Consider the following 20344-nt stretch of genomic DNA (forward strand, 5'->3'; position numbering starts at 1 on the left):
CCCTGCGGGACAGGTCCGGAAGAACCCCCAAGGGTCGACTTCCGGACGACCCTTACGGGCCCGTAATACTCCAGAGTGAGGTCAGGGCAAGCCCGTGGTCTGACGACTGGTGTGCTCTGCGCCACTACCTTCGAAGCGTGACTGTGATCGCGACCGAAAGCCTGAGCAAGCGGTTCCCGAGGGTGACCGCGCTTGACCGGCTCTCCATGGACATCGGGCCCGGTGTGACCGGACTCGTCGGAGCCAATGGAGCCGGCAAGTCCACACTGATCAAGATCCTGCTGGGTCTGTCCCCCGCCACGGAGGGCCGCGCGTCCGTGCTCGGCCTCGACGTCGCCACCAGTGGCGGCGAGATCCGCGAACGCGTCGGATACATGCCCGAGCACGACTGCCTGCCGCCCGACGTCTCGGCCACCGAGTTCGTCGTCCACATGGCGCGCATGTCCGGACTCCCGCCCACCGCGGCCCGCGAACGCACCGCGGACACCTTGCGGCACGTGGGTCTCTACGAGGAGAGGTACCGCCCCATCGGCGGCTACTCGACGGGCATGAAGCAGCGCGTGAAGCTCGCGCAGGCCCTGGTGCACGACCCCCAGCTGGTCTTCCTCGACGAGCCGACGAACGGCCTCGACCCGGTCGGGCGCGACGAGATGCTCGGCCTGATCCGCCGCGTCCACACCGACTTCGGCATCTCGGTCCTCGTCACCTCGCACCTCCTCGGCGAGCTGGAGCGCACCTGTGACCACGTCGTCGTCGTCGACGGCGGCAAGCTCCTGCGGTCCAGCTCCACCACCGACTTCACCCAGACCACCACGACGCTCGCCGTCGAGGTCACCGACACCGACGCCCACCCCGACGGCACCCGCGCGCTGCGCGACGCGCTCCAGGGCCGCGGCATCGACACGGAGGCCGGCGGCGAGCTGCCCGGCGCGGGACACACGATCCTGCTCACCGCCGAGGGCGAGGAGACCTACGACCTCGTGCGCGACCTCGTCGCCGACCTCGACATCGGCCTGGTCCGGATGGAACAGCGCAGGCACCACATCGCGGAGGTCTTCAAGGAAGAGCCGCGGCAGGAGCCCGTCTCCGAGCGCGCGGCCGCCTGGGCAGCCACCGCAGCCACCGCGGCCACCGCACAGCAGGAAGGAGGCGAGCGATGAGCACGGAATCCACCCAGATCCACAACATCGGGTACCGCAACTACGAAGGCCCCCGCCTCGGCCGCGCCTACGCCCGCCGCTCGCTCTTCTCCCAGAGCCTGCGCGGCGCGTACGGCCTCGGGCGCTCCGCCAAGTCCAAGGTCCTGCCCATGGTCCTCTTCGCGGTGATGTGCGTGCCCGCCGCGATCATGGTCGCGGTCGCCGTGGCCACCAAGGCCAACAGCCTCCCCGTGGACTACACGCGCTACGCGATCGTCATGCAGGCCGTCATCGGCCTCTTCCTGGCCGCGCAGGCGCCACAGACCGTGTCACGTGACCTGCGCTTCAAGACGGTGCCGCTCTACTTCTCCCGGCCCATCGAGCGCGGCGACTACGTCCAGGCGAAGTTCGCCGCGATGAGCTCGGCCCTCTTCATCCTCACGGCGGCCCCGTTGCTCGTGCTCTACGTAGGAGCGCTGCTCGCCAAGCTCGACTTCGCCGACCAGACCAAGGGATTCGCCCAAGGACTCGTCTCCGTGGCGCTCCTTTCGCTCCTCTTCGGCGGCATCGCGCTCGTCATCTCGGCGATCACCCCCCGGCGCGGCTTCGGCATCGCCGCCGTCATCGCGGTCCTGACCATCACCTACGGAGCGGTGTCCACGGTCCAGGCGATCGCCTTCGACCAGGGCAGCACCGGCGCCATCGCCTGGCTCGGACTCTTCTCGCCGATCACCCTCATCGACGGCGTGCAGACCGCCTTCCTCGGCGCGACCTCGGCCTTCCCCGGCGGGGAAGGGCCGTCCACGGGCGTCGGCGTCATCTACGCACTCGTCGTTCTCGGCCTCATCGCGGGCTGCTACGGCGCCATGATGCGCCGCTACCGGAAGGTCGGCCTCTGATGACGATGATCAACATCGACCACACATCGCGCTGGTTCGGAAACGTGGTGGCGGTCAACGACATCACCATGAACATCGGCCCGGGAGTCACGGGACTCCTCGGTCCCAACGGCGCGGGCAAGTCCACCCTCATCAACATGATGGGCGGCTTCCTCGCCCCCTCCACGGGCAGCGTCACGCTCGACGGCAAGCCGATCTGGCGCAACGAGCAGATCTACAAGGACATCGGCATCGTCCCCGAGCGCGAGGCGATGTACGACTTCCTCACGGGCCGCGAATTCGTCGTCGCCAACGCCGAGTTGCACGGCCTCGACGAGCGGGCCGCCAAGAAGGCGCTCGCCACGGTCGAGATGGAGTACGCGCAGGACCGCAAGATCTCGACGTACTCCAAGGGCATGCGCCAGCGCGTGAAGATGGCCTCCGCCCTGGTCCACGAGCCGTCCGTGCTGCTGCTCGACGAGCCCTTCAACGGCATGGACCCGCGCCAGCGCATGCAGCTGATGGACCTCCTGCGGAACATGGGCGACCAGGGCCGCACGGTCCTGTTCTCCTCGCACATCCTCGAAGAGGTCGAGCAACTCGCCTCGCACATCGAGGTGATCGTCGCCGGGCGGCACGCGGCGAGCGGTGACTTCCGCAAGATCCGCCGCCTGATGACCGACCGCCCGCACCGCTACCTGATCCGTTCCAGCGACGACCGCGCCCTGGCCGCCGCGCTGATCGCCGATCCGTCTACGGCCGGCATCGAAGTCGACCTCAAGGAGGGCGCGTTGCGCATTCAGGCGGTCGACTTCGGCCGGTTCACCACGCTGTTGCCACGGGTCGCCCGTGAGCACGGCATCCGGCTCCTGACGGTCTCGCCCTCGGACGAGTCCCTCGAGTCGGTCTTCTCCTATCTCGTCGCGGCCTGAAAGGGAGCCATCGTGTACGACCCCACTGTCGCCCGGCTCACCTACCGGGCCCTGCTCGGCCGCCGCCGGGCTCTGATCCTCTGCGCCCTGCCCGTCCTGCTCATCGTGATCTCCGCCGCCGTCCGCGGCTTCAGCGGCGCCGACGACCAAGTGGCCGTCGACGTCCTGGGCGGATTCGCGCTCGCCACGATGGTGCCGATCATCGGCGTCATCGCGGGCACGGGCGCGATCGGCCCGGAGATCGACGACGGATCCGTCGTCTACCTGCTCTCCAAGCCGATCAAGCGGCCCACGATCATCTTCACCAAGCTGATCGTCGCCATCGCCGTCACCATGGCGTTCTCCGCGATCCCGACGTTCATCGCCGGAATGATCCTGAACGGCAACGGACAGCAGATCGCCATCGCGTACACCATCGCGTCGCTGGTCGCCTCGATCACCTACGCGGCGATCTTCCTGCTGCTCGGCACCGTCACCCGGCACGCCGTGGTCTTCGGGCTCGTCTACGCCCTGGTCTGGGAGGCCCTCTTCGGCTCCCTGGTCGCCGGGGCGCGCACCCTCAGCGTGCAGCAGTGGTCCCTCGCGGTGGCCCAGAAGGTCGGCGAGGGCGATCTGATCACCTCGGACGTCGGCCTGCCCGCCGCGACGATCCTGCTGGTCGTGGTCACGGTCGTCACGACCTGGTACGCGGGACAGAAGCTGCGGACGCTGAAGCTGGCCGGGGAGGAGTAGCCCGCGCCCGTCTTGACGGTGCTTTCACCCTCCCATCAGGACACTGGTGGGAGGGTGCGCTGTTTCCGAGGAGGTGCCGCGATGGCGAGGGCATCGGAGGAGGACTGGGACGACGTCGTCCTGGACGAGGACTTCGTGCGGTCCGCGGCGGCGGAGGAGCCGTCGGCGCGGGCCCGCATGCTCGCCGAGCGGTGGCGGGCGCGCGGGGCGCCCGAGCCGCAGCCGTGGCGCTCCGACGAGCCGCCCGCGGGATGGTTCTTCAGCAGGTCACGCCGGAGGAAGTGGCGTCGGCGCTAGCGTCGCGGCGGCGCCGGGGCGGATTTATTCGGTGGCGGTGAACTCGCGTTGCGGGCAGAGTAGTTGACGTCACCGCGCCAGGAATTGGCGCTCACCTGCTGGGAGAGGAGCCGACGTGTCCGTCAGGACGAGTCCGTCGAGTTCCCACCAGGGCAGCCCGCGGCAGGCGCCGGAGTAGTTACTCACTCCGTGGAGCCCCGCTCACGGGGGAGCTGCCCGGGGCGGCCGCTTCGAGCGCGCAGAGACCGTTCTGCGCGGGCCGCCCACCCGGAGGATTGGCCGAGTGGTAAGGCAGCGGCTTGCTAAGCCGTCGTCGGGGTCGACAGCCCCGCGCGCGTTCGATCCGCGCATCCTCCGCGTAGCGTTGCACTGGGCTTGAGCGGGTCGTGGTGCTCGGGTCCGGGGCCGGTGTCGTCACCGGCTCCGCCGAGTTCGTCCTCAAACGCCGGACGGGCTGTTACGCCAGCAACCGCTCCAGCACCACCGCGATGCCGTCCGCCTCGTTCGACGTGGTCACCTCGTCGGCGATCGCCTTGAGTTCCTCATGGGCGTTGGCCATGGCTACGCCGTGGGCCGACCAGGCGAACATCGGGATGTCGTTGGGCATGTCGCCGAAGGCGATCGTGTCCGCGGCCTTCGCGCCCAGGCGGCGGGCCGCCAGGGAGAGGCCCGTGGCCTTGGAGAGGCCGAGGGGCAGGAGCTCGACGATGCCCTCGCCCGCCATCGTGACGCCGACCAGGTCGCCCGCCACCTGACGGGCCACGTCCGCGAGGGCGTCGTCGCCGAGGCCGGGGTGCTGGACGTACACCTTGTTCAGCGGGGCCGCCCACAGATCGGCGATGTCCGTGAAGGGGATCACCGGGAGCGGGCCCTCCTGGACCCCGTACCCGGGGCCGACCAGGACCTCGCCGTCGATGCCGTCGCGGCTCGCGGCGAGTGCCAGGGGGCCGATCTCCGCCTCGATCTTGGCCAGCGCGAGGCCCGCCAGCTGCCGGTCGAGCGTCACCGACGTCAGCAGCCGGCGCTCCCCCGCGTGGTAGACCTGCGCGCCCTGCCCGCACACCGCTATGCCCTCGTAGCCGAGGTCGTCGAGGATGTGACGGGTCCAGGGCACCGCACGGCCGGTGACGATGATGTGCGCGGCGCCCGCCGCGGTGACCGCGGTGAGCGCCTCGCGCGTCCGTTCCGAAACCGTGTCGTCGGGGCGCAGCAGCGTCCCGTCGAGGTCGGTCGCGACCAGCTTGTACGGGAAGGAGGGCGTGACCGGAGCTGGGTGGCTCACTTGGCGATGGGCTCCAAAATCTCTCGTCCCCCGAGGTAAGGACGCAGCACCTCGGGCACCACCACGGAGCCGTCGGCCTGCTGGTGATTCTCCAGGATGGCCACGATGGTGCGCGGGACGGCGCACAGCGTGCCGTTCAGCGTCGCGAGGGGCTGGATCTTCTTGCCCTCGCGCATGCGCACGGAGAGGCGGCGGGCCTGGAAGCCGTCGCAGTTCGAGGCCGAGGTCAGCTCGCGGTACTTGCCCTGGGTGGGGATCCACGCCTCGCAGTCGAACTTGCGCGAGGCCGAGGAGCCGAGGTCACCGGTGGCGACGTCGATCACCTGGAAGGGCAGGCCGAGGCCGGTCAGCCACTGCTTCTCCCACTCCAGGAGGCGCTGGTGCTCGTTCTCCGCGTCGGCCGGGTCGACGTACGAGAACATCTCGACCTTGTCGAACTGGTGCACGCGGAAGATGCCGCGGGTGTCCTTGCCGTACGTGCCCGCCTCGCGGCGGAAGCAGGGCGAGAAACCGGCGTACCGCAGGGGCAGCTTGTCGGCGTCGATGATCTCGTCCATGTGGTACCCGGCGAGGGCCACCTCGGAGGTGCCGACCAGGTAGTAGTCGTCCTTCTCCAGGTGGTACACGTTGTCCGCGGCCTGGCCGAGGAAGCCGGTGCCCTCCATGGCGCGCGGGCGGACCAGGGCGGGCGTCAGCATCGGGACGAACCCGGCCTCCGTCGCCTGCGCGATCGCCGCGTTCACCAGGGCGAGCTCCAGGAGCGCGCCGACGCCGGTGAGGTAGTAGAAGCGCGAGCCGGAGACCTTCGCGCCGCGCTCGACGTCGATGGCGCCGAGCGCCTCGCCGAGCTCCAGGTGGTCCTTCGGCTCGAAGCCCTCGGCCGCGAAGTCGCGCGGGGTGCCGATGGTGTCGAGGACGACGAAGTCCTCCTCGCCGCCTACGGGGACGTCCGCGTGGACGATGTTGCCGAGCTTCAGCAGGAGGCTCTTGGTCTCCTCGTCGGCCTCGTTCTGAGCCGCCTCGGCGGACTTCACGTCGACCTTGAGCTGCTCGGCCCTCGTCAGGAGCTCGGCGCGCTCCTCGGGCGTGGCCTTGGGGATGAGCTTGCCGAGCGACTTCTGCTCGGAGCGCAGCTCGTCGAAGCGGACGCCGGACGACCTGCGCCGCTCGTCGGCGGAGAGCAGGGCGTCGACGAGCTCGACGTCCTCTCCACGGGCGCGCTGGGAGGCGCGAACACGGTCGGGGTCCTCACGGAGCAGGCGAAGGTCAATCACCCCTCAAGGCTACCGTCGAGCGGTTCCGGCCCACGACTCGATATTCCATTGTGTACGTTATGCCCGGTTTGCTAGGAAATGAATTCCCGGTTCGAGGGGTGCGTAATCATGATCGATCCGGCATCGATTCGGCCGGAAAAGCTCCGTCTCGCATGTGTCGACGGCCGGTCAATGAAAAAGGTGCCAATCCCCGAAATGGGGCAGAGTGCCCTCGCCGCCTTGACCTGAACCCCTTGCGGGAGGCGGGACTTGGAGTGCCGGTGCACTCCTGTTGTCCACAGGAATGTAGCCCTCCGAAGAGTTATCCACAGGGTGTGCGAAAGATCTGTGGATGCCGGAAGTAGTCATTCCGAAAGCCGCATGCGTGACGAAGGATTCCTTTCCCAAACCACGCTCATCCCCACTTTCGAGTGGAAATGGTTCGCTCCAAAGAGTTGATCAATGGAAAAGAGTGGACGAGGGGTGACGTACGAGACTGTGGATGGAGTTGGGCCCTGTAGGCAGATTTGTCGACCATGTCGTGCTTCGTTGTCGACTTGTCCCCAGGTCGAGACGCACACCTGTGGATAACTTCTGTGGACAACGTAAATCTGCAGGTAGGACTGGGGCGATTGGCTAGAAACGGCCGTCCTGGCTGCGCGCCAGCCAGTCCGCCGCCGCCATGAACGCCTCGTCCGACGTGCCGGGCCGCAGCGGCCGCACATCGGCGGGCGCCGCCCCTGCCCGCGGATACGAGCCGAGGAAGCGCACCTGGGGGCAGATCCGCTTGAGGCCCATCAGCGCCTCGCCGACCCGGCGGTCGGTGATGTGCCCCTCGGCGTCCACCGAGAAGCAGTAGTTGCCGATGCCCTGGCCGGTCGGGCGCGATTCGATCCGCATGAGGTTGACGCCGCGTACGGCGAACTCCTGGAGCAGTTCGAGCAGCGCGCCGGGGTGGTCGTCGCCGAGCCAGATCACGACGGAGGTCTTGTCGGCGCCCGTCGGCGCGGCGGGCCTGGCCGGGCGGCCGACGAGCACGAAGCGGGTCTCGGCGTTCACCGCGTCGTGGATCTCGCTGACCAGCGGCACGAGCCCGTACGTCGCCGCGGCGAACTCGCCCGCGAAGGCGGCGTCGAAGCGGCCCTCCTGGACCAGGCGCGCGCCGTCCGCGTTCGAGGCGGCCGACTCCCACAGGGCGTCGGGCAGGTGCGCGGCGAGCCAGTTGCGCACCTGGGGCTGGGCCACCGGGTGGCCGGTCACCGTCTTGATGTCGGTGAGCGCGGTGCCCGGGCGCACGAGCAGGGCGAAGGTGATCGGCAGGACCACCTCGCGGTAGATCATCAGGGGCTCGCCCTTGGCGAGTTCGTCGACGGTGGTGGTGACGCCGCCCTCGACAGAGTTCTCGATGGGCACGAGCGCGGCCGCCGCCTCGCCGTTGCGGACCGCGTCGAGCGTGGCCGGTACGGACACCATCGGGACCAGCTCCCGGGCGGCCGCTTCGGGCAGCGTGCGGAGAGCGGCCTCGGTGAAGGTGCCCTCGGGGCCGAGATAGGTGTAGCGCGTGGCCGACATACCGTCACCCTAATGGCCCGTACGTGGCATGGCTCACGCGTCTCACAGGGCGACCCCCGCACCCCCGCGGGGCCCCTCACCCCTCCAGCAGCCGCTGCCCCACGTACTCGCCCTTCGCCGCCCCGCCCGGCACCGCGAAGAGCCCGCTCGACTCGTGCCGGAGGAACTCCGACAGGGCGTCGCCCCGGTCGAGCTTGCGCTGGACCGGGACGAAGCCGCGGACCGGGTCCGCCTGCCAGCAGACGAAGAGCAGCCCCGCGTCCGGCGCGCCCTTGCCGTCGAAGCCGTCGTGGTACGAGAAGGGGCGGCGCAGCATCGCGGCGCCGCCGTTCTGGTCGGGCCGCGAGATGCGGGCGTGCGCGTTGACGGGGATGACGAGCGTGCCGTCGGCGCCGGTCTTCTCCAGGTCGGGCTCGGTGGTCTCCGTGCCGCCGGTCAGCGGCGAACCGTCCGACTTGTGCCGCCCGATCACCGCCTCCTGGTCCTTGCGGCCGAGCTTCTCCCAGCTGTCGAGGAGCATCCGGATCCGGCGTACGACCACGTAGGAGCCGCCCGCCATCCACGCGGGGTCGCCGTCGGCGGGCACGAAGACGCGCTCGTCGAAGTCCTTGTCCGACGGCTTCGGGTTGTTCGTGCCGTCGACCTGGCCCATCAGATTGCGGGTCGTCATCGGGTGCGCGGTGGCGCCAGGGGAGCGGTTGAAGCCGTTCATCTGCCAGCGCACGCGCGCCGCCCCCGCCGCGTCCCGCTGGATCGCCCGCAGCGCGTGGAAGGCTACCAGCGAGTCGTTCGCGCCGATCTGCACCCACAGGTCGCCGTTGCTGCGCGCCTTGTCGAGCCGGTCGGACGAGAAGTCCGGCAGTGGATCGAGGGCGTCCGGGCGCTGCTTCGCAAGGCCCGTACGGGCGAAGAAGCTCGCGCCGAAGCCGAACGTGACGGTGAGGGAGGAGGGGCCCGCGTCCCGGGCGACCGACGTGTCGTCGCCCGCCACGGGCTCGCCCGCCATCAGCCGCGCGGCAGTGGCCGACCAGCGGCGCAGCAGGGCCGCCGCCTCCTTGCGACCGGCGCCCGCCGTCAGGTCGAAGGCGGCGAGGTGGCCGCTGGCCTGTGTCGGCGTGGTGATGCCTGCCTGATGTTTCCCGTGAAACATGACCTCGTCCGTGCCGAGCGACGCGAGCGCCGCCTTCGACACGCCGTCCGAGGACGAGCCCGAGCCCGAGGAGGCCGCGGCATAGCCGACCGCGCCGCCCCCCGCGCCGAGCGCGAGGCCGGTCGCGCCCGCGGTGCCGAGCAGCCGACGCCGCGAGATCCCGTTGTCCGCCATGGTGGTTCCGTTCAGCCGATCTGCGCGTTCTTTTTCACGGTGACCTGGTCGATGTCCGAGGTCCGCACGGTCACCGCGATCTTCCAGTCGCCCGCCATCGGGATCTGCACCCCGCTCGCACTCCAGTGTCCGGTGGCGATGTGGTCGGGAGCGACGGGCAGCGGTCCGACGTCCTTCGACTCCAGAGTGAAGGAGACCTTCACCTCGGGGATGTCGAAGGCGCTGCCGTTGGGCCGCTTCACGTAGATGTGCAGGGCGTTGCTGCCGGTGCGGCCCGGGTCGAGGTCGAGCTGCACCGTGCCCTTGCCGTCCTGGCCACCTGTGTCGAAGGGCACCTTGAGCGTGAGCGGGCCCGAGCGCTGCGCCGCCGCGGCCGAGGTGGCCTTGGCGGCCTCCTCCTCCGTACGGCCCGGCTCGGTGGTCGTCAGGATCGTGGTGACGGCCAGCAGGACGACGGCGATGCCCGCCTCGGTGAGCACCGAGCGGCGCAGCCCCGAGCGGTGCGGGTCGGCGTCGCGGATGCGCTTCTCGCGGGCGCTCGCCATGGCCGCCTGCTGGCGGGCGAGCTGGGCGGAGCGCTGGGCGTCGGCGCCGCCGGAGGGCACCGTGACGGGCTTCTCCGTGCGCTGCTCGACGACCACGGCGGCCGCGGCCTCCGGGGCGAGTCCGCCCGCCTCCGCGGCGATGCGGCCGGTCCAGCGCCGCGAGATGTAGGCGACGCCCACCAGGACGACGACCAGGCCGACCTTGACGAGGAGCAGCTGCCCGTACGACGTACCGGTCAGCGCCGACCACGAGCCGACCTGCCGCCACGACTGGTAGAGGCCGGTCGCGGCGAGGACGACGACGCTGGTGAAGGCGACCCGTGAGAACCGCCGTACGGCCGCCTCCTCCACCGACGGCGTGCGGTAGAGCGCGACGACGAGCGCGGCGAGCCCGCCGAGCCAGGCGGCGACGGCCAGCAGGTGCAGCACGTCGACGGGCATCGCGAGCCCCGCCTGGATGCCGGTCGACGCGTGTTCGGCCATCGCCCAGGTCGCCGCGATCCCGATGGCGACGACGGTGCCGCCGATGGCGAGCCCGAAGGTGAGGTCCTTCTTCTCCTTGGGGTCGGTCCGCTTCTCGTACGCCCCGAAGAGCACCGCGATGAACAGCGCGGCGGCGGCGAGCAGCAGCAGCCGGGAGACCAGGGCCGCGCCGGTCTTGGTGTTGAGGACGTCGCCGAGCTTGCCCATGTCGAAGGCGTCGGCGAGCTTGCCGGAGCTGGTGTAGGGGGCGCGCAGCAGGAGGAGGGCGAGGGTGGCGCCGGTCAGCGTGACCCAGCCGTACGTCACCAGGCGCTGGACGGGCCGTACGCCCGCGCCGCGCGGCCAGCAGCCGAGCACGAAGGCGGCGCCGCCGACGACCAGGATGAACCCGGCGTACGAGAAGTAGCGCGCGATGTCGTAGAGCACGCCGACCAGGCCGCCGCCCGCCTCCTGGTCGGGCAGCGCGACCTTGGTGTCGGAGGGCGCGCCGATGGAGAAGGTGAAGGCGCCGGCGACGGGGTGGCTGTCGGCGGAGACCACCTGGTAGGCGACGGTGAAGGTGCCGTCGGGCAGGCCGGGACGGAGCTTCACGCCGTAGGTGTTGGAGCCGAGGTCGGTGGTCTTCTTGGTGTCGGCGCGCTTGCCCGAGGGGTCGAGCACCCGCACCGAGCCGTCCGACATGGCGACCTTCTCGGAGAAGGTGAGCTTCACCTGGTCGGGAGCCTTGGGGACCACCGCTCCCTGCTTCGGGTCGCTGCCGGTCAGCGCGGCGTGCGCGGAGGCGGGCGCGGCACCGGCGAGGAACGCGCCGGTCGCGGCGACGATCACCAGGAGGAGCCGCAGGAGGCGTGGCACGCCGGTCCAGGCGTGGCCAGCGGTCCTGGAACCGGGAGCGGTCCTGGAACCGGGAGCGTTCCCGGAGCGGGGAGCGATGGTCTGCATCAACGGTCCGTCCCTCAGTGCGACTTGTGCGAGCCGTGTGCCGACTCGCCCTGCTGCTCGGGGTTGTGCGTCGCTTCCTTGACCGGCACCTCGACCTTGATCGGGTCCGACTTCTGGAAGTGCAGTGTCACGGCCACCTTGTCGCCCTGCTTCGGCTTGCGCTTCAGCTTTTCGAACATCAGGTGGTTGCCGCCGCGGGTGAAGTCGAGCTGTCCTTCGGCGGGCACGGTGAAGGATTCCTGCTCCTTCATCGCGCCGTCCTTGGAGCTGTGCAGCGTGACGTCGCCCGCGATGTCGCTGGTGGCGGAGGTCAGCTTGTCGGCGCCGCCCGCGTTGTCGATCTTCAGGAAGCCCGCGGCCATGTCGTCCATGGTGGGCTCGGGGATGAAGGCCCCGCTGACCTTCAGTTCGGGCTTGTCGGCGGACTCCTTGGCGTCGGAGTCGCCGCCGCAGCCCGCCAGGGTCAGCGCCGCGGCCAGCGCTATGGCGCCGCCCGCGAGGGCGCGGCGGTGGGTGGTGGTGCGGTGGTTCACGGGGTCTCTCCCTTGATGAGCTTGGGGAGATCCCTGGTGTAGTCGGCCGAGGTGGCCTTCTCTCCGTAGAGGACGTATCCCTTGTCGGTCTTCGGCGAGTAGGCGATGACCGATGTGCCGTGCATCGAGACGAGCTTGCCCTTCTTGTCCTTCTTGGTCGGCTCGACGCTGATCGCGACCTGGCTGGCCCCGGCCTGGATGGTCGCGAAGTCGCCGGTCAGGCCGACGAAGTCGGAGTCCACGCCGTCCAGCCACTCCTTGAGGTGGGCGGACGTGTCGCGGTCGGGGTCGGTGGTGACGAAGACGACCCGGAGCTTGTCCCGTTCGGCCTTGGAGAGGCCGGACTTCTCCAGTTCCTTCTTGGCGACCGCGATGTTGCCCATCGTCAGGGGACAGGCGTCGGGGCAGTGCGTGTAGCCGAAGTAGAGCAGGGTCGCCTTGCCCTTGGTCTGCTCGCGCAGGTCGTACTTCTTGCCGTTCACGTCCTTGAGGACGAGGTTCGGCTTCTTGTACGGGTTGTCCAGGACCGTGGCGGCCTTGCCGGAGTCCTTCTCTACGGAGACGTCGGCGACGGGCTTGTCGTCCCCGCCGCTGCCGCAGGCGGTCAGCGTGAGAGCGGCCGCGCTCAGCAGGGCGGCCGCGGCGAGTGCCCTGCGGCGGCCCGTACGGACGGTGCGGACGGTGCCGTGGTCGGTGCTTACTGCGGTACCTGCTTCGATACCCGCTTCAGTGCTGCTGTCAGTGCTGCTGTCAGTGCTCTTCGAGCTCTTCGTGCGCATACGAAAATGTCCCAGATGTGAGGGGGCCGGGGTGCACCGGGGCAGGCGTGTGCCGGGCCGGCGCACCCCGAAGGGTGGCTCTGCCGACGGATCAGGCGGCGGTACGGCGACGGCCGGCCAGCACGCCGAAGGCGACACCCGCGGCGCCCACGACGATGCCCACGATGCCGAGCACCCGGGCCGTGGTGTCGCTGCTGTCGGAGTCCTCGGAGGCGGCGGCCTTCTCGGTACCGGCCTTGGCGTCGTCCTTCGCTCCCGCGCCACCGTGGTGGTCGTCGGAGGCGGCGGTCAGCTCAAGGGTGGGCGCGGGGTGCTCCGGCTCCTCCTGGCCCTTCTGCTGCGGCTCGATCCAGCGGACGACGTCCTTGTTGTCGTACGTCTGGATGGCCTTGAAGACCAACGAGTCCGCGTTCTCGGGCAGCTGGCCCATGGAGACGGGGAACTTCTGGAAGGTGCCGGGCTGGATGCCCTTGCCGTCGGCGGTCCAGGTGACCTTGGAGACGGCCTCGTCGATCTTCTCGCCGTGGATCTCGAGCGGCTTGTCGAGCTTGGCCTTGGTGACCTTCACGTTCCAGCCGGGCACGGGCTCCGTCATCACCGAGGCGAGCGGGTGGTCGCCCGGGAAGGCGACCTCGACCTTGACGGTCGAGGCGTCGTCCTGCTCGTTCGGCACCTTGAAGTTGACCGTCGCGTACCCGCCCTTGGCGGCCTCGCCCTCCGGCGAGACGCTGACGTGCGCGAAGGCGGGCGCGGAGAGGACGAGCACGGCGGAGGCGGCGACGGTGGCCGCGGCGGCGAGGCGTGACTTGGCGTTCATGGAGGCACTCCACATTCAGCAGGGGTGGTCACGACGGTGACCACAGTGGTGAGCAGTACGGAGGTTGGCGCGCGGACCGAGCGGGCACGCGCGCGTGCGTGCCGACGGCACCCCTCCGTGCTGTGTGCGGAGTGCGGTGCGTCAGGCAGCGAGTTCGACGTCCTGGGCGGCGGCGGGCGGGCCGCGCCTGATCACCGTGTCCTCCAGTGCGACCGTCCGGGGCTCGGCCGGTGTGCGCGGTGCGGTACGCGCGGTCAGTGGCCCGGTCGTCAGGTCCGCGCCGGGCAGTCCGGCCCGCAGGGCGCGTACGAGCGTGAGGGCGGAGCGCAACGAGCGTACGAGCGCCCCTTCGGCGAACCCGGTCGCGCTGTCGGCCGAGAGCCGGACGAGGCGGAACAGGGCGATGTCGCCGCGGCGCAGCAGCCAGCCGGCGGCGAGGGCCGCGAGGACGTGCGCGATCAGCATGGGCAGCGAGGGCATCAGCGACATGCCGCCCATGCCACTCATACCGCCCATGCCGTTCATGGAGGTCATCGAGTCCACCGCGGTGTCCGCCGCGGCGGCGGCCGACTGCCCGTGCTGGTGCATGGCGGCGTGGTCCATGCCGCCCGCGCCGCTCGTGCCGCCCGGCTGAAGCCCCGCCGTGGTGAGGATCCGCTGGGCCTGCGCCGGGCTGATCGTCGCGGTACCCGCCCCGCAGACCAGGCGCGCGGCCCGCTCCACCAGGGAGGCGTCACTGTTCGCCGCGGCGGTCGCGGAGCCGTGCTGGCCGAGGCCGAACAGGGCGTGCAGGCCGAGCTGGCCCGCCGTGAGCAGCGCGGCGATGCCGGGCAGCGAACGCTCGCGCCCGGCGAGCGGCAACGTGACGGCGAGAACGGCGACGAAGGCCACGCCCAGCGTCCACAGCGGGACGGCGACGCAGGAAGCGAGCACATGGCCCCCGGCGGACAGCACGACGCAGACCGCGGCGAACATCGCGGCCCTGAGCAGCCGGAGATCGGCTCCGGCGCGCGGCTGACGCTGGTGGGGGGCAGTCATGGCCGGGCCATCATCGCACTGGACTTACCCATCGCATACGGCAGGTCCGCTAGGTCCGGTTCGCGCTGATGAGTGCGGCTTTCGCGCTGCCGGGGCCACCTTCTCTACACCGCGCCGAGAAGACCGCGCATCCGCCGTATGGGCGGCATCACGTCAACTGGGCGCTTATCCCCGGGCGGTTGCGGCAATACGTATCGGTATGTCGAGCCGCGGCCAGGAGGCTGGAGCATGAGCATCTGGTGGTCTCTCCATTTGCGGCGCGAAGCCGCGAGCGTTCCGCTCGCCCGTCGTCTGCTCATCGGTGCGATGGACACGGCGGGTGTGGATCCGGACGTTTCCTACGATTTGTCGGTAGCCCTCAGCGAGGCGTGTGCCAATGCCGTGGAGCACGGCGGCGCCACCGCGCACGGGGGCACGAGCGGGGCGTACCGCGTCACCGCGTATCTGGACGGCGAGAAGTGCCGCATCGTGGTGGCCGACTCGGGCCCCGGTTTCCCGGGCGTCCAGGGCCCCGCGGCGGCCGCTCCCGCAGCCGTTCCCGCCGTCGCGTCCGCGACGCGCGGCCGTCCCCTGCCCAGGCCGCCCGCGTCCGAGACGGACGAGCACGGCCGGGGCCTGTGGCTGATCAGTGAACTCGCCGACCACGTCCAGCTCGGCAACAGGCCGGGCAGGGGTGGTGCGGTGATCAGCTTCGACAAGATCCTCAAGTGGCGTGAGGACGCGCCGCTGCTGACGGCCTGACCCGGCCGTCGGTGGGGTACCCCCGCTCGTCCGGCGGCAGCGCGCGGCACAGCGCGTCGACCGCCGCTCCGTAGGCATGCTCCGAGGGCGTCGAGTAGCCGACGACGAGACCGTCCGTGGCCGCCATCGTGGCCTCGGGATGCCGGAACTGGGCGAGGCCCTCCAGCGCGATCCCCTGCCAGGCGGCCGCCTTGACCACGGACGCCTCCGTGCCGGGCGGCAGCCGGAGCACCGCGTGCAGGCCCGCCGCGATGCCGGTGGCCGTGATGTGCGGGGCGCGCTCGGCGAGGGCGGTGACGAGCCGGTCGCGGCGGCTCCGGTAGCGCTGTCGCATCCGGCGGATGTGCCGGTCGTACTGCCCGGACGCGATGAAGTCGGCGAGCGTGAGCTGGTCGAGGACGCTCGCCCACGCCTCGCGCTCCCCCTTGGCGGCGAGCACGTCGGGCACGAGGTGCTCGGGCAGCACCATCCAGCCGATGCGTACGGCGGGGGACAGGCTCTTGCTCACCGAGCCCAGGTAGACGACGCGTTCGGGGTCGAGGCCCTGCACGGCGCCGACGGGCTCGCGGTCGTAGCGGAACTCCCCGTCGTAGTCGTCCTCCAGGATCAGGCCGCCGTGCGAGCGGGCCCAGTCGACGGCGGCGGCGCGGCGCGAGGGGTGCAGGGGGCCGCCGGTCGGGAACTGGTGTGCGGGCGTGAGCAGCACCCCGCGCACCCGTGGCCCGGTCTCGCGCCCCCGCGACCCCTCGGTCAATTCCTCGACCCGGGCGCCCTGTTCGTCGAGCCCCAGCGGCACCGTCCGTACGCCCGAGCCCGCCAGGATCTCGCGGTGGAAGCCGAGGCCGTACGACTCCACGGCGAACGGGCCGCGCAGTACGCCGCCGCCGAACAGCAGCCGCAGCGCGTGCGCGAACCCGGAGCACACCACGATCCGTTCGGGGTCGACGCGTACTCCACGCGCGCGTGTCAGATAGTCGGCGAGCGCCCTGCGCAGCTCGATCCTGCCGCGCGGGTCACCGGGCCCGAAGGCCTCGTTGGGCGCGGCGCCGAGCGCGCGCCGGGCGGCCGAGAGCCAGGCCGTGCGGGGGAAGGAGGAGGCGTCGGGGGTGCCCTGGAGCAGGTTGTACGCGGGGGCGGCGGGCTTGGCGGGGGCGGGCTTCGGCAGCCGCGGGCGCTTGGGCGGCGCGGCACGCTCGGCGACCCGGGTGCCCGATCCCTGCCGTGCGGTCAGCCACCCCTCGGCGACCAGTTCCGCGTAGGCGTCGGCGACGGTGTTGCGGGCCAGGCCCAGGTCCGCGGCGAGCGAGCGGTAGGGCGGCAGACGGGTGCCGGGTGGCAGGCGTCCCTCGCGTACGGCGTCCCGGAGCGCGCGGATGAGGACGGCTCTGCGACTGCCGGGACCCGACAGGTCCACATGCAGGTCGGTGCCGATGCGCTCCGCCAGATTGACCCATGATTCCGGCATGGAAATGCACCCTACCCGAGGTCTTTCGCGACCGTAGATTCATGGTCATGACGAACGACACGAACACCACGCAGACCGCCACCGCCACCCACGCCGCGACCCACACCACCGCCCAAGCCCCCGCCCCCCGCGTCAATTTCGCCCAGGCCGCCCCCAAGGCCTTCAAGGCCCTCATCGGCTTCGACGCCGCCGCCCGCGACGGCCTCGACCCGGCCCTCGTCGAGCTGATCCAGATCCGCGCCTCGCTCCTCAACGGCTGCGCGTACTGCCTCCACATGCACACCTCCGACGCCCGCAAGGCCGGCGAGGACGAGGCGCGGCTGCACATGATCGGCGTGTGGCGCGAGGCCCGTAACTTCTTCACGGCGAAGGAGCGGGCGGCGCTCGCCCTGACCGAGTCGGTCACCCTCGTCTCGCAGGGCGGCGTCCCGGACGACGTCTACGGAGAGGCGGCCCAGCACTTCGACGAGTCGGAGCTGGCCCGCGTCCTGGCCCTGATCTTCACCATCAACACCTGGAACCGCATCGCCCTGAGCACCGCCAAGGTCGCGGGCGAGGACGAGCGGGTGGCCCACTGATGACCGCCACCCTGGAGACGGCGGCCGGTACGACTCCGGCCGCCGTCCAGGACTCCGCCCGCACACCCCGCAGTGCGAACGCCGTCACCCTCGCCCTGCTCGCCTTCGCCCAACTGATCATTTCCGTCGACTACAACATCGTCTACGTAGCGCTCCCCCAGATCGGCAGCGGACTCGGCTTCTCCGCGGGCCACCTCCAGTGGGTGATCAGCGCCTACGCCGTCGCCTTCGGCGGCTTCCTGCTCCTGGGCGGCCGCGCCTGCGACCTCTTCGGACCGCGCCGGATGTTCGTCCTCGGTCTGAGCCTGTACGGCGTCTCCTCGCTGGCCGGCGGCCTCGCCACGGGCCCCGGGCTGCTGATCGCGGCCCGCGCGGTGCAGGGCGTCGGCGGTGCCTTCCTCTTCCCCGCCACGCTCACCCTCGTGGGCACGCTCTTCGCCGAGGGCCGCGACCGCGACCGGGCCTACTCGGTGTGGGGCGCCGCGGGCGGCAGCGGCCTCATCGTGGGCGCGCTGCTCGGCGGCGTACTGACCCAACTCCTCGGCTGGCGCTCGGTCCTGTACGTCAATGTGCCCCTCGCCCTGATCGCGGTGGCGGCCGCCTTCCGCCTCATCGCCCCGGACACCGTCGAACGCGCGGGCCGCAGGATCGACCTGCCCGGCGCGCTGACCTCGACGCTCGGCGTCACAGGTCTGGTCTTCGCCCTGGTCCAGGGCCCGGAGTCGGGCTGGCTCTCGGCGACCGTCGTGCTCCCCGCGGTGATCGGCGCGGCCCTGCTCGCCACCTTCCTGCTCATCGAGGCCCGCACCCGCGACCCCCTGATGCCTCTGCGGCTGCTGCGCGGCCGCGGTCTGCGCACCGGCATGGCCGTGACGTTCCTCTTCATGGCGACGATCGGCAGCCTCGCCTACTTCCTCACCGGCTACTTCCAGGCCGTACTCGGCTACGACGCCCTGCGCACCGGACTCGCCTACCTCGTCCCGATGCTGGCGATCACCGCGGGCTCGCTCCTCGCGGCCCGGATCACCACCCGGCTCGGCACCCGGACCGCGATGACAGGCAGCCTCGCGCTCGGCGCCGCGGGCACCGCACTGGTCGCCCTCGCCATGTCGGCGGACGGCGGATACGCCGCTCTCGTCCCCGGTTTCCTGATCCTCGGCGTCGGCCAGGGCGCGGGCTACACCCTGATGTTCGGCGCCGCGTCCGCGGGCATCGCGGGCCATGAGCAGGGCATCGCGTCCGGCATGGCGTCCACGGCCCAGCAGATCGGCGGCGCGGTGGGCCTCGCGGTCCTGGTCGGCATCGCGGGCCTCGGCGAGCACGCCTCTGCGGCGGCCACGGCGGACGGCGCCCGCACCGCGCTCTTCGTCGCGACGGCGGGCATCGCGCTGACCGCCCTGGTGGCGCTGGGCTTCCCCCGGCAGCCGAAGCGGTGAGGGAACGCCGAAGGGCCGGTCCCACCGGGACCGGCCCTTCGCCATGTACGGGTCCGACTCAGCTGCGGGTCCGACTCAGCCCTTGACGCGCGCCATCCACGCCTCGACGTCGTCGGAGGTGCGGGGCAGCGCGGCGGACAGGTTCTTGTTGCCGTCCGCCGTCACGAGGATGTCGTCCTCGATCCGGACGCCGATGCCCCGGTACTCCTCCGGCACCGTCAGGTCGTCCGCCTGGAAGTACAGGCCGGGCTCGACGGTCAGGCACATGCCCGGCTCCAGCGTGCCGTCCACGTACGACTCGCGGCGCGCGGCGGCGCAGTCGTGCACGTCCATGCCGAGCATGTGGCCGGTGCCGTGCAGCGTCCAGCGGCGCTGCAGACCGAGTTCGAGCACGCGCTCGACCGGACCCTCGACGAGCCCCCACTCGACCAGCTTCTCGGCGAGCACGCGCTGCGCGGCGTCGTGGAAGTCGCGGTACTTGGCGCCCGGCTGCACGGCCGCGATGCCCGCCTCCTGGGCCTCGTACACCGCGTCGTAGATCTTCTTCTGCAGCTCGTCGAAGCGGCCGTTGATCGGCAGCGTGCGGGTGACGTCCGCGGTGTAGTACGTGTGCGTCTCCACACCGGCGTCGAGCAGCAGCAGCTCGCCGGAGCGCACGGCGCCGTCGTTGCGCACCCAGTGCAGGGTGGTGGCGTGCGGGCCCGCGGCGCAGATCGAGCCGTAGCCGATGTCGTTGCCCTCGACGCGGGCGCGCAGGAAGAACGTGCCCTCGATGTAGCGCTCGCTCGTCGCCTCGGCCTTGTCGAGGATCTTCACGACGTCCTCGAAGCCGCGGGCGGTCGAGTCGCACGCCTTCTGCAGCTCGCCGATCTCGAACTCGTCCTTGACCAGACGGGCCTCGGAGAGGAAGACGCGCAGCTCTTCGTCGCGCTCGGCGGTGACCTTGTCGGTCAGCGCCGCCTCGATCCCGGCGTCGAACCCGCGTACGACACGGACGGAACCGGTCGCCTCGCGCAGGCTGTCGGCCAGCTCTCGCACGTCGGAGGCGGGGATGCCGTACAGCCGCTCGGCCTCGGTGAGGGAGTGGCGGCGGCCGACCCAGAGCTCGCCCTGGCCGTCCAGCCAGAACTCGCCGTTCTCGCGGTCGGAGCGCGGCAGCAGGTAGATGGTGGCCTCGTGGCCGCCGTCCTTCGGCTCCATGACCAGGACGCCGTCCTCGGTCTGGTTGCCGGTGAGGTAGGCGTACTCGACGGAGGCGCGGAAGGCGTACTCGGTGTCGTTCGAGCGGGTCTTCAGGTTGCCCGCGGGGATCACCAGGCGCTCGCCGGGGAAGCGCGCGGAGAGCGCGGCGCGGCGGGCGGCGGTGTTCTCGGCCTGCGCGATCGGCTGCAGGTCGTGCAGCTCGGTGTCGGCCCAGCCGGACTTCATGCTCTCGGCAAGCTCGTCGGAAACGCCCGGGTACAGGCCGTTCTTGCGCTGCTTGATCGGCTCTTCCTCGGTCTCTTCCGGGGTCTCCGGGATCTCCGCGTTGAGAGCGTCCGACACGATCTGCCTCCTATGTACGACACTGGACCACCC

19 protein-coding genes and 1 tRNA gene are annotated in these 20344 nt (G+C 70.9%); 9 read left to right on the forward strand and 11 right to left on the reverse strand.

Features of this window, described 5'->3' with window-relative positions; all coding sequences use genetic code 11:
• Positions 1–143 precede the first annotated feature (143 nt).
• The 6 genes from CP970_RS21680 (at position 144) to CP970_RS21705 (ending at position 4335) form a co-directional block, all read left to right on the forward strand.
• Positions 144–1160: an ABC transporter ATP-binding protein gene (locus CP970_RS21680; protein ID WP_055552271.1), complete on the forward strand. Its 1017-nt coding sequence runs from the start codon at positions 144–146 to the stop codon at positions 1158–1160.
• Positions 1157–2038 carry an ABC-2 transporter permease gene (locus tag CP970_RS21685; protein ID WP_055552273.1) on the forward strand — a complete coding sequence of 294 codons (882 nt, stop codon included), beginning with the start codon at positions 1157–1159 and terminating at the stop codon, positions 2036–2038. The genes CP970_RS21680 and CP970_RS21685 overlap by 4 nt, the downstream gene beginning before the upstream one ends.
• Entirely contained in the window at positions 2038–2949 is a 912-nt protein-coding gene (locus tag CP970_RS21690) for an ABC transporter ATP-binding protein (protein WP_055552276.1), read from the forward strand. The genes CP970_RS21685 and CP970_RS21690 overlap by 1 nt, the downstream gene beginning before the upstream one ends.
• 12 nt (positions 2950–2961) lie before the next feature.
• Positions 2962–3681 (forward strand): ABC transporter permease, encoded by a 720-nt coding sequence (locus tag CP970_RS21695; protein ID WP_055552278.1) that lies wholly within the window; start codon positions 2962–2964, stop codon positions 3679–3681.
• A gap of 81 nt (positions 3682–3762) precedes the next feature.
• The gene (locus CP970_RS21700) at positions 3763–3978 is read left to right on the forward strand and encodes an SGM_3592 family protein (protein WP_055552279.1); all 216 of its coding nucleotides are present in this window, start codon (positions 3763–3765) and stop codon (positions 3976–3978) included.
• A gap of 269 nt (positions 3979–4247) precedes the next feature.
• Positions 4248–4335: transfer RNA gene (locus tag CP970_RS21705), tRNA-Ser, on the forward strand.
• Between the two features lie 100 nt (positions 4336–4435).
• Here the strand turns inward: CP970_RS21705 and CP970_RS21710 are convergent.
• The 9 genes from CP970_RS21710 to CP970_RS21750 all read right to left on the reverse strand — a co-directional run bounded on the left by CP970_RS21710 (position 4436) and on the right by CP970_RS21750 (position 14546).
• Complete coding sequence (locus CP970_RS21710; protein WP_055552280.1) at positions 4436–5260, reverse strand: HAD family hydrolase; 825 nt, start codon at positions 5258–5260, stop codon at positions 4436–4438.
• Complete coding sequence (serS, locus tag CP970_RS21715; RefSeq protein WP_055552282.1) at positions 5257–6534, reverse strand: serine--tRNA ligase; 1278 nt, start codon at positions 6532–6534, stop codon at positions 5257–5259. The genes CP970_RS21710 and serS overlap by 4 nt, the downstream gene beginning before the upstream one ends.
• Before the next feature lie 615 nt (positions 6535–7149).
• Positions 7150–8085, reverse strand: coding sequence for a prephenate dehydratase (gene pheA, locus CP970_RS21720; RefSeq protein ID WP_150493739.1), 936 nt, complete (start codon positions 8083–8085; stop codon positions 7150–7152).
• A 76-nt stretch (positions 8086–8161) separates the two neighbouring features.
• Positions 8162–9409, reverse strand: a complete 1248-nt coding sequence (gene efeB, locus CP970_RS21725; protein ID WP_055555876.1) for an iron uptake transporter deferrochelatase/peroxidase subunit — start codon at positions 9407–9409, stop codon at positions 8162–8164.
• Positions 9410–9420: 11 nt separating this feature from the next.
• Positions 9421–11379, reverse strand: coding sequence for a copper resistance CopC/CopD family protein (locus CP970_RS21730; protein ID WP_079044021.1), 1959 nt, complete (start codon positions 11377–11379; stop codon positions 9421–9423).
• Positions 11380–11393: 14 nt separating this feature from the next.
• On the reverse strand, positions 11394–11912 hold the full coding sequence (locus tag CP970_RS21735; RefSeq protein WP_055555880.1) for a copper chaperone PCu(A)C: 519 nt from the start codon (positions 11910–11912) through the stop codon (positions 11394–11396).
• Complete coding sequence (locus CP970_RS21740; RefSeq protein WP_079044022.1) at positions 11909–12691, reverse strand: SCO family protein; 783 nt, start codon at positions 12689–12691, stop codon at positions 11909–11911. Before CP970_RS21740 ends, CP970_RS21735 begins: the two co-directional genes overlap by 4 nt.
• A 91-nt stretch (positions 12692–12782) precedes the next feature.
• Entirely contained in the window at positions 12783–13508 is a 726-nt protein-coding gene (locus CP970_RS21745) for a YcnI family copper-binding membrane protein (RefSeq protein ID WP_055555882.1), read from the reverse strand.
• Positions 13509–13649: 141 nt separating this feature from the next.
• On the reverse strand, positions 13650–14546 hold the full coding sequence (locus CP970_RS21750; RefSeq protein ID WP_055555884.1) for a hypothetical protein: 897 nt from the start codon (positions 14544–14546) through the stop codon (positions 13650–13652).
• 228 nt (positions 14547–14774) lie between these two features.
• Here CP970_RS21750 and CP970_RS21755 point away from each other — a divergent pair, with 228 nt between their 5' ends.
• Positions 14775–15287, forward strand: a complete 513-nt coding sequence (locus CP970_RS21755; RefSeq protein ID WP_055555886.1) for an ATP-binding protein — start codon at positions 14775–14777, stop codon at positions 15285–15287.
• Here the strand turns inward: CP970_RS21755 and pdxR are convergent.
• Entirely contained in the window at positions 15250–16752 is a 1503-nt protein-coding gene (pdxR, locus tag CP970_RS21760; protein WP_150493741.1) for a MocR-like pyridoxine biosynthesis transcription factor PdxR, read from the reverse strand. The two genes, CP970_RS21755 and pdxR, sit on opposite strands and share 38 nt — an antisense overlap.
• Before the next feature lie 41 nt (positions 16753–16793).
• Between pdxR and CP970_RS21765 the strand changes: the two genes are divergently transcribed.
• Entirely contained in the window at positions 16794–17330 is a 537-nt protein-coding gene (locus CP970_RS21765) for a carboxymuconolactone decarboxylase family protein (protein WP_150493743.1), read from the forward strand.
• Complete coding sequence (locus tag CP970_RS21770; protein ID WP_150493745.1) at positions 17330–18766, forward strand: MFS transporter; 1437 nt, start codon at positions 17330–17332, stop codon at positions 18764–18766. The genes CP970_RS21765 and CP970_RS21770 overlap by 1 nt, the downstream gene beginning before the upstream one ends.
• A gap of 75 nt (positions 18767–18841) precedes the next feature.
• On the opposite strand, the gene CP970_RS21775 is transcribed toward CP970_RS21770, so the two are convergent.
• The gene (locus CP970_RS21775; RefSeq protein ID WP_055549543.1) at positions 18842–20311 is read right to left on the reverse strand and encodes an aminopeptidase P family protein; all 1470 of its coding nucleotides are present in this window, start codon (positions 20309–20311) and stop codon (positions 18842–18844) included.
• Between the last annotated feature and the right edge of the window lie 33 nt (positions 20312–20344).

Origin of the sequence: Streptomyces kanamyceticus (genome assembly GCF_008704495.1) — a bacterium.
Taxonomy (GTDB): Bacteria; Actinomycetota; Actinomycetes; order Streptomycetales; family Streptomycetaceae; genus Streptomyces; species Streptomyces kanamyceticus.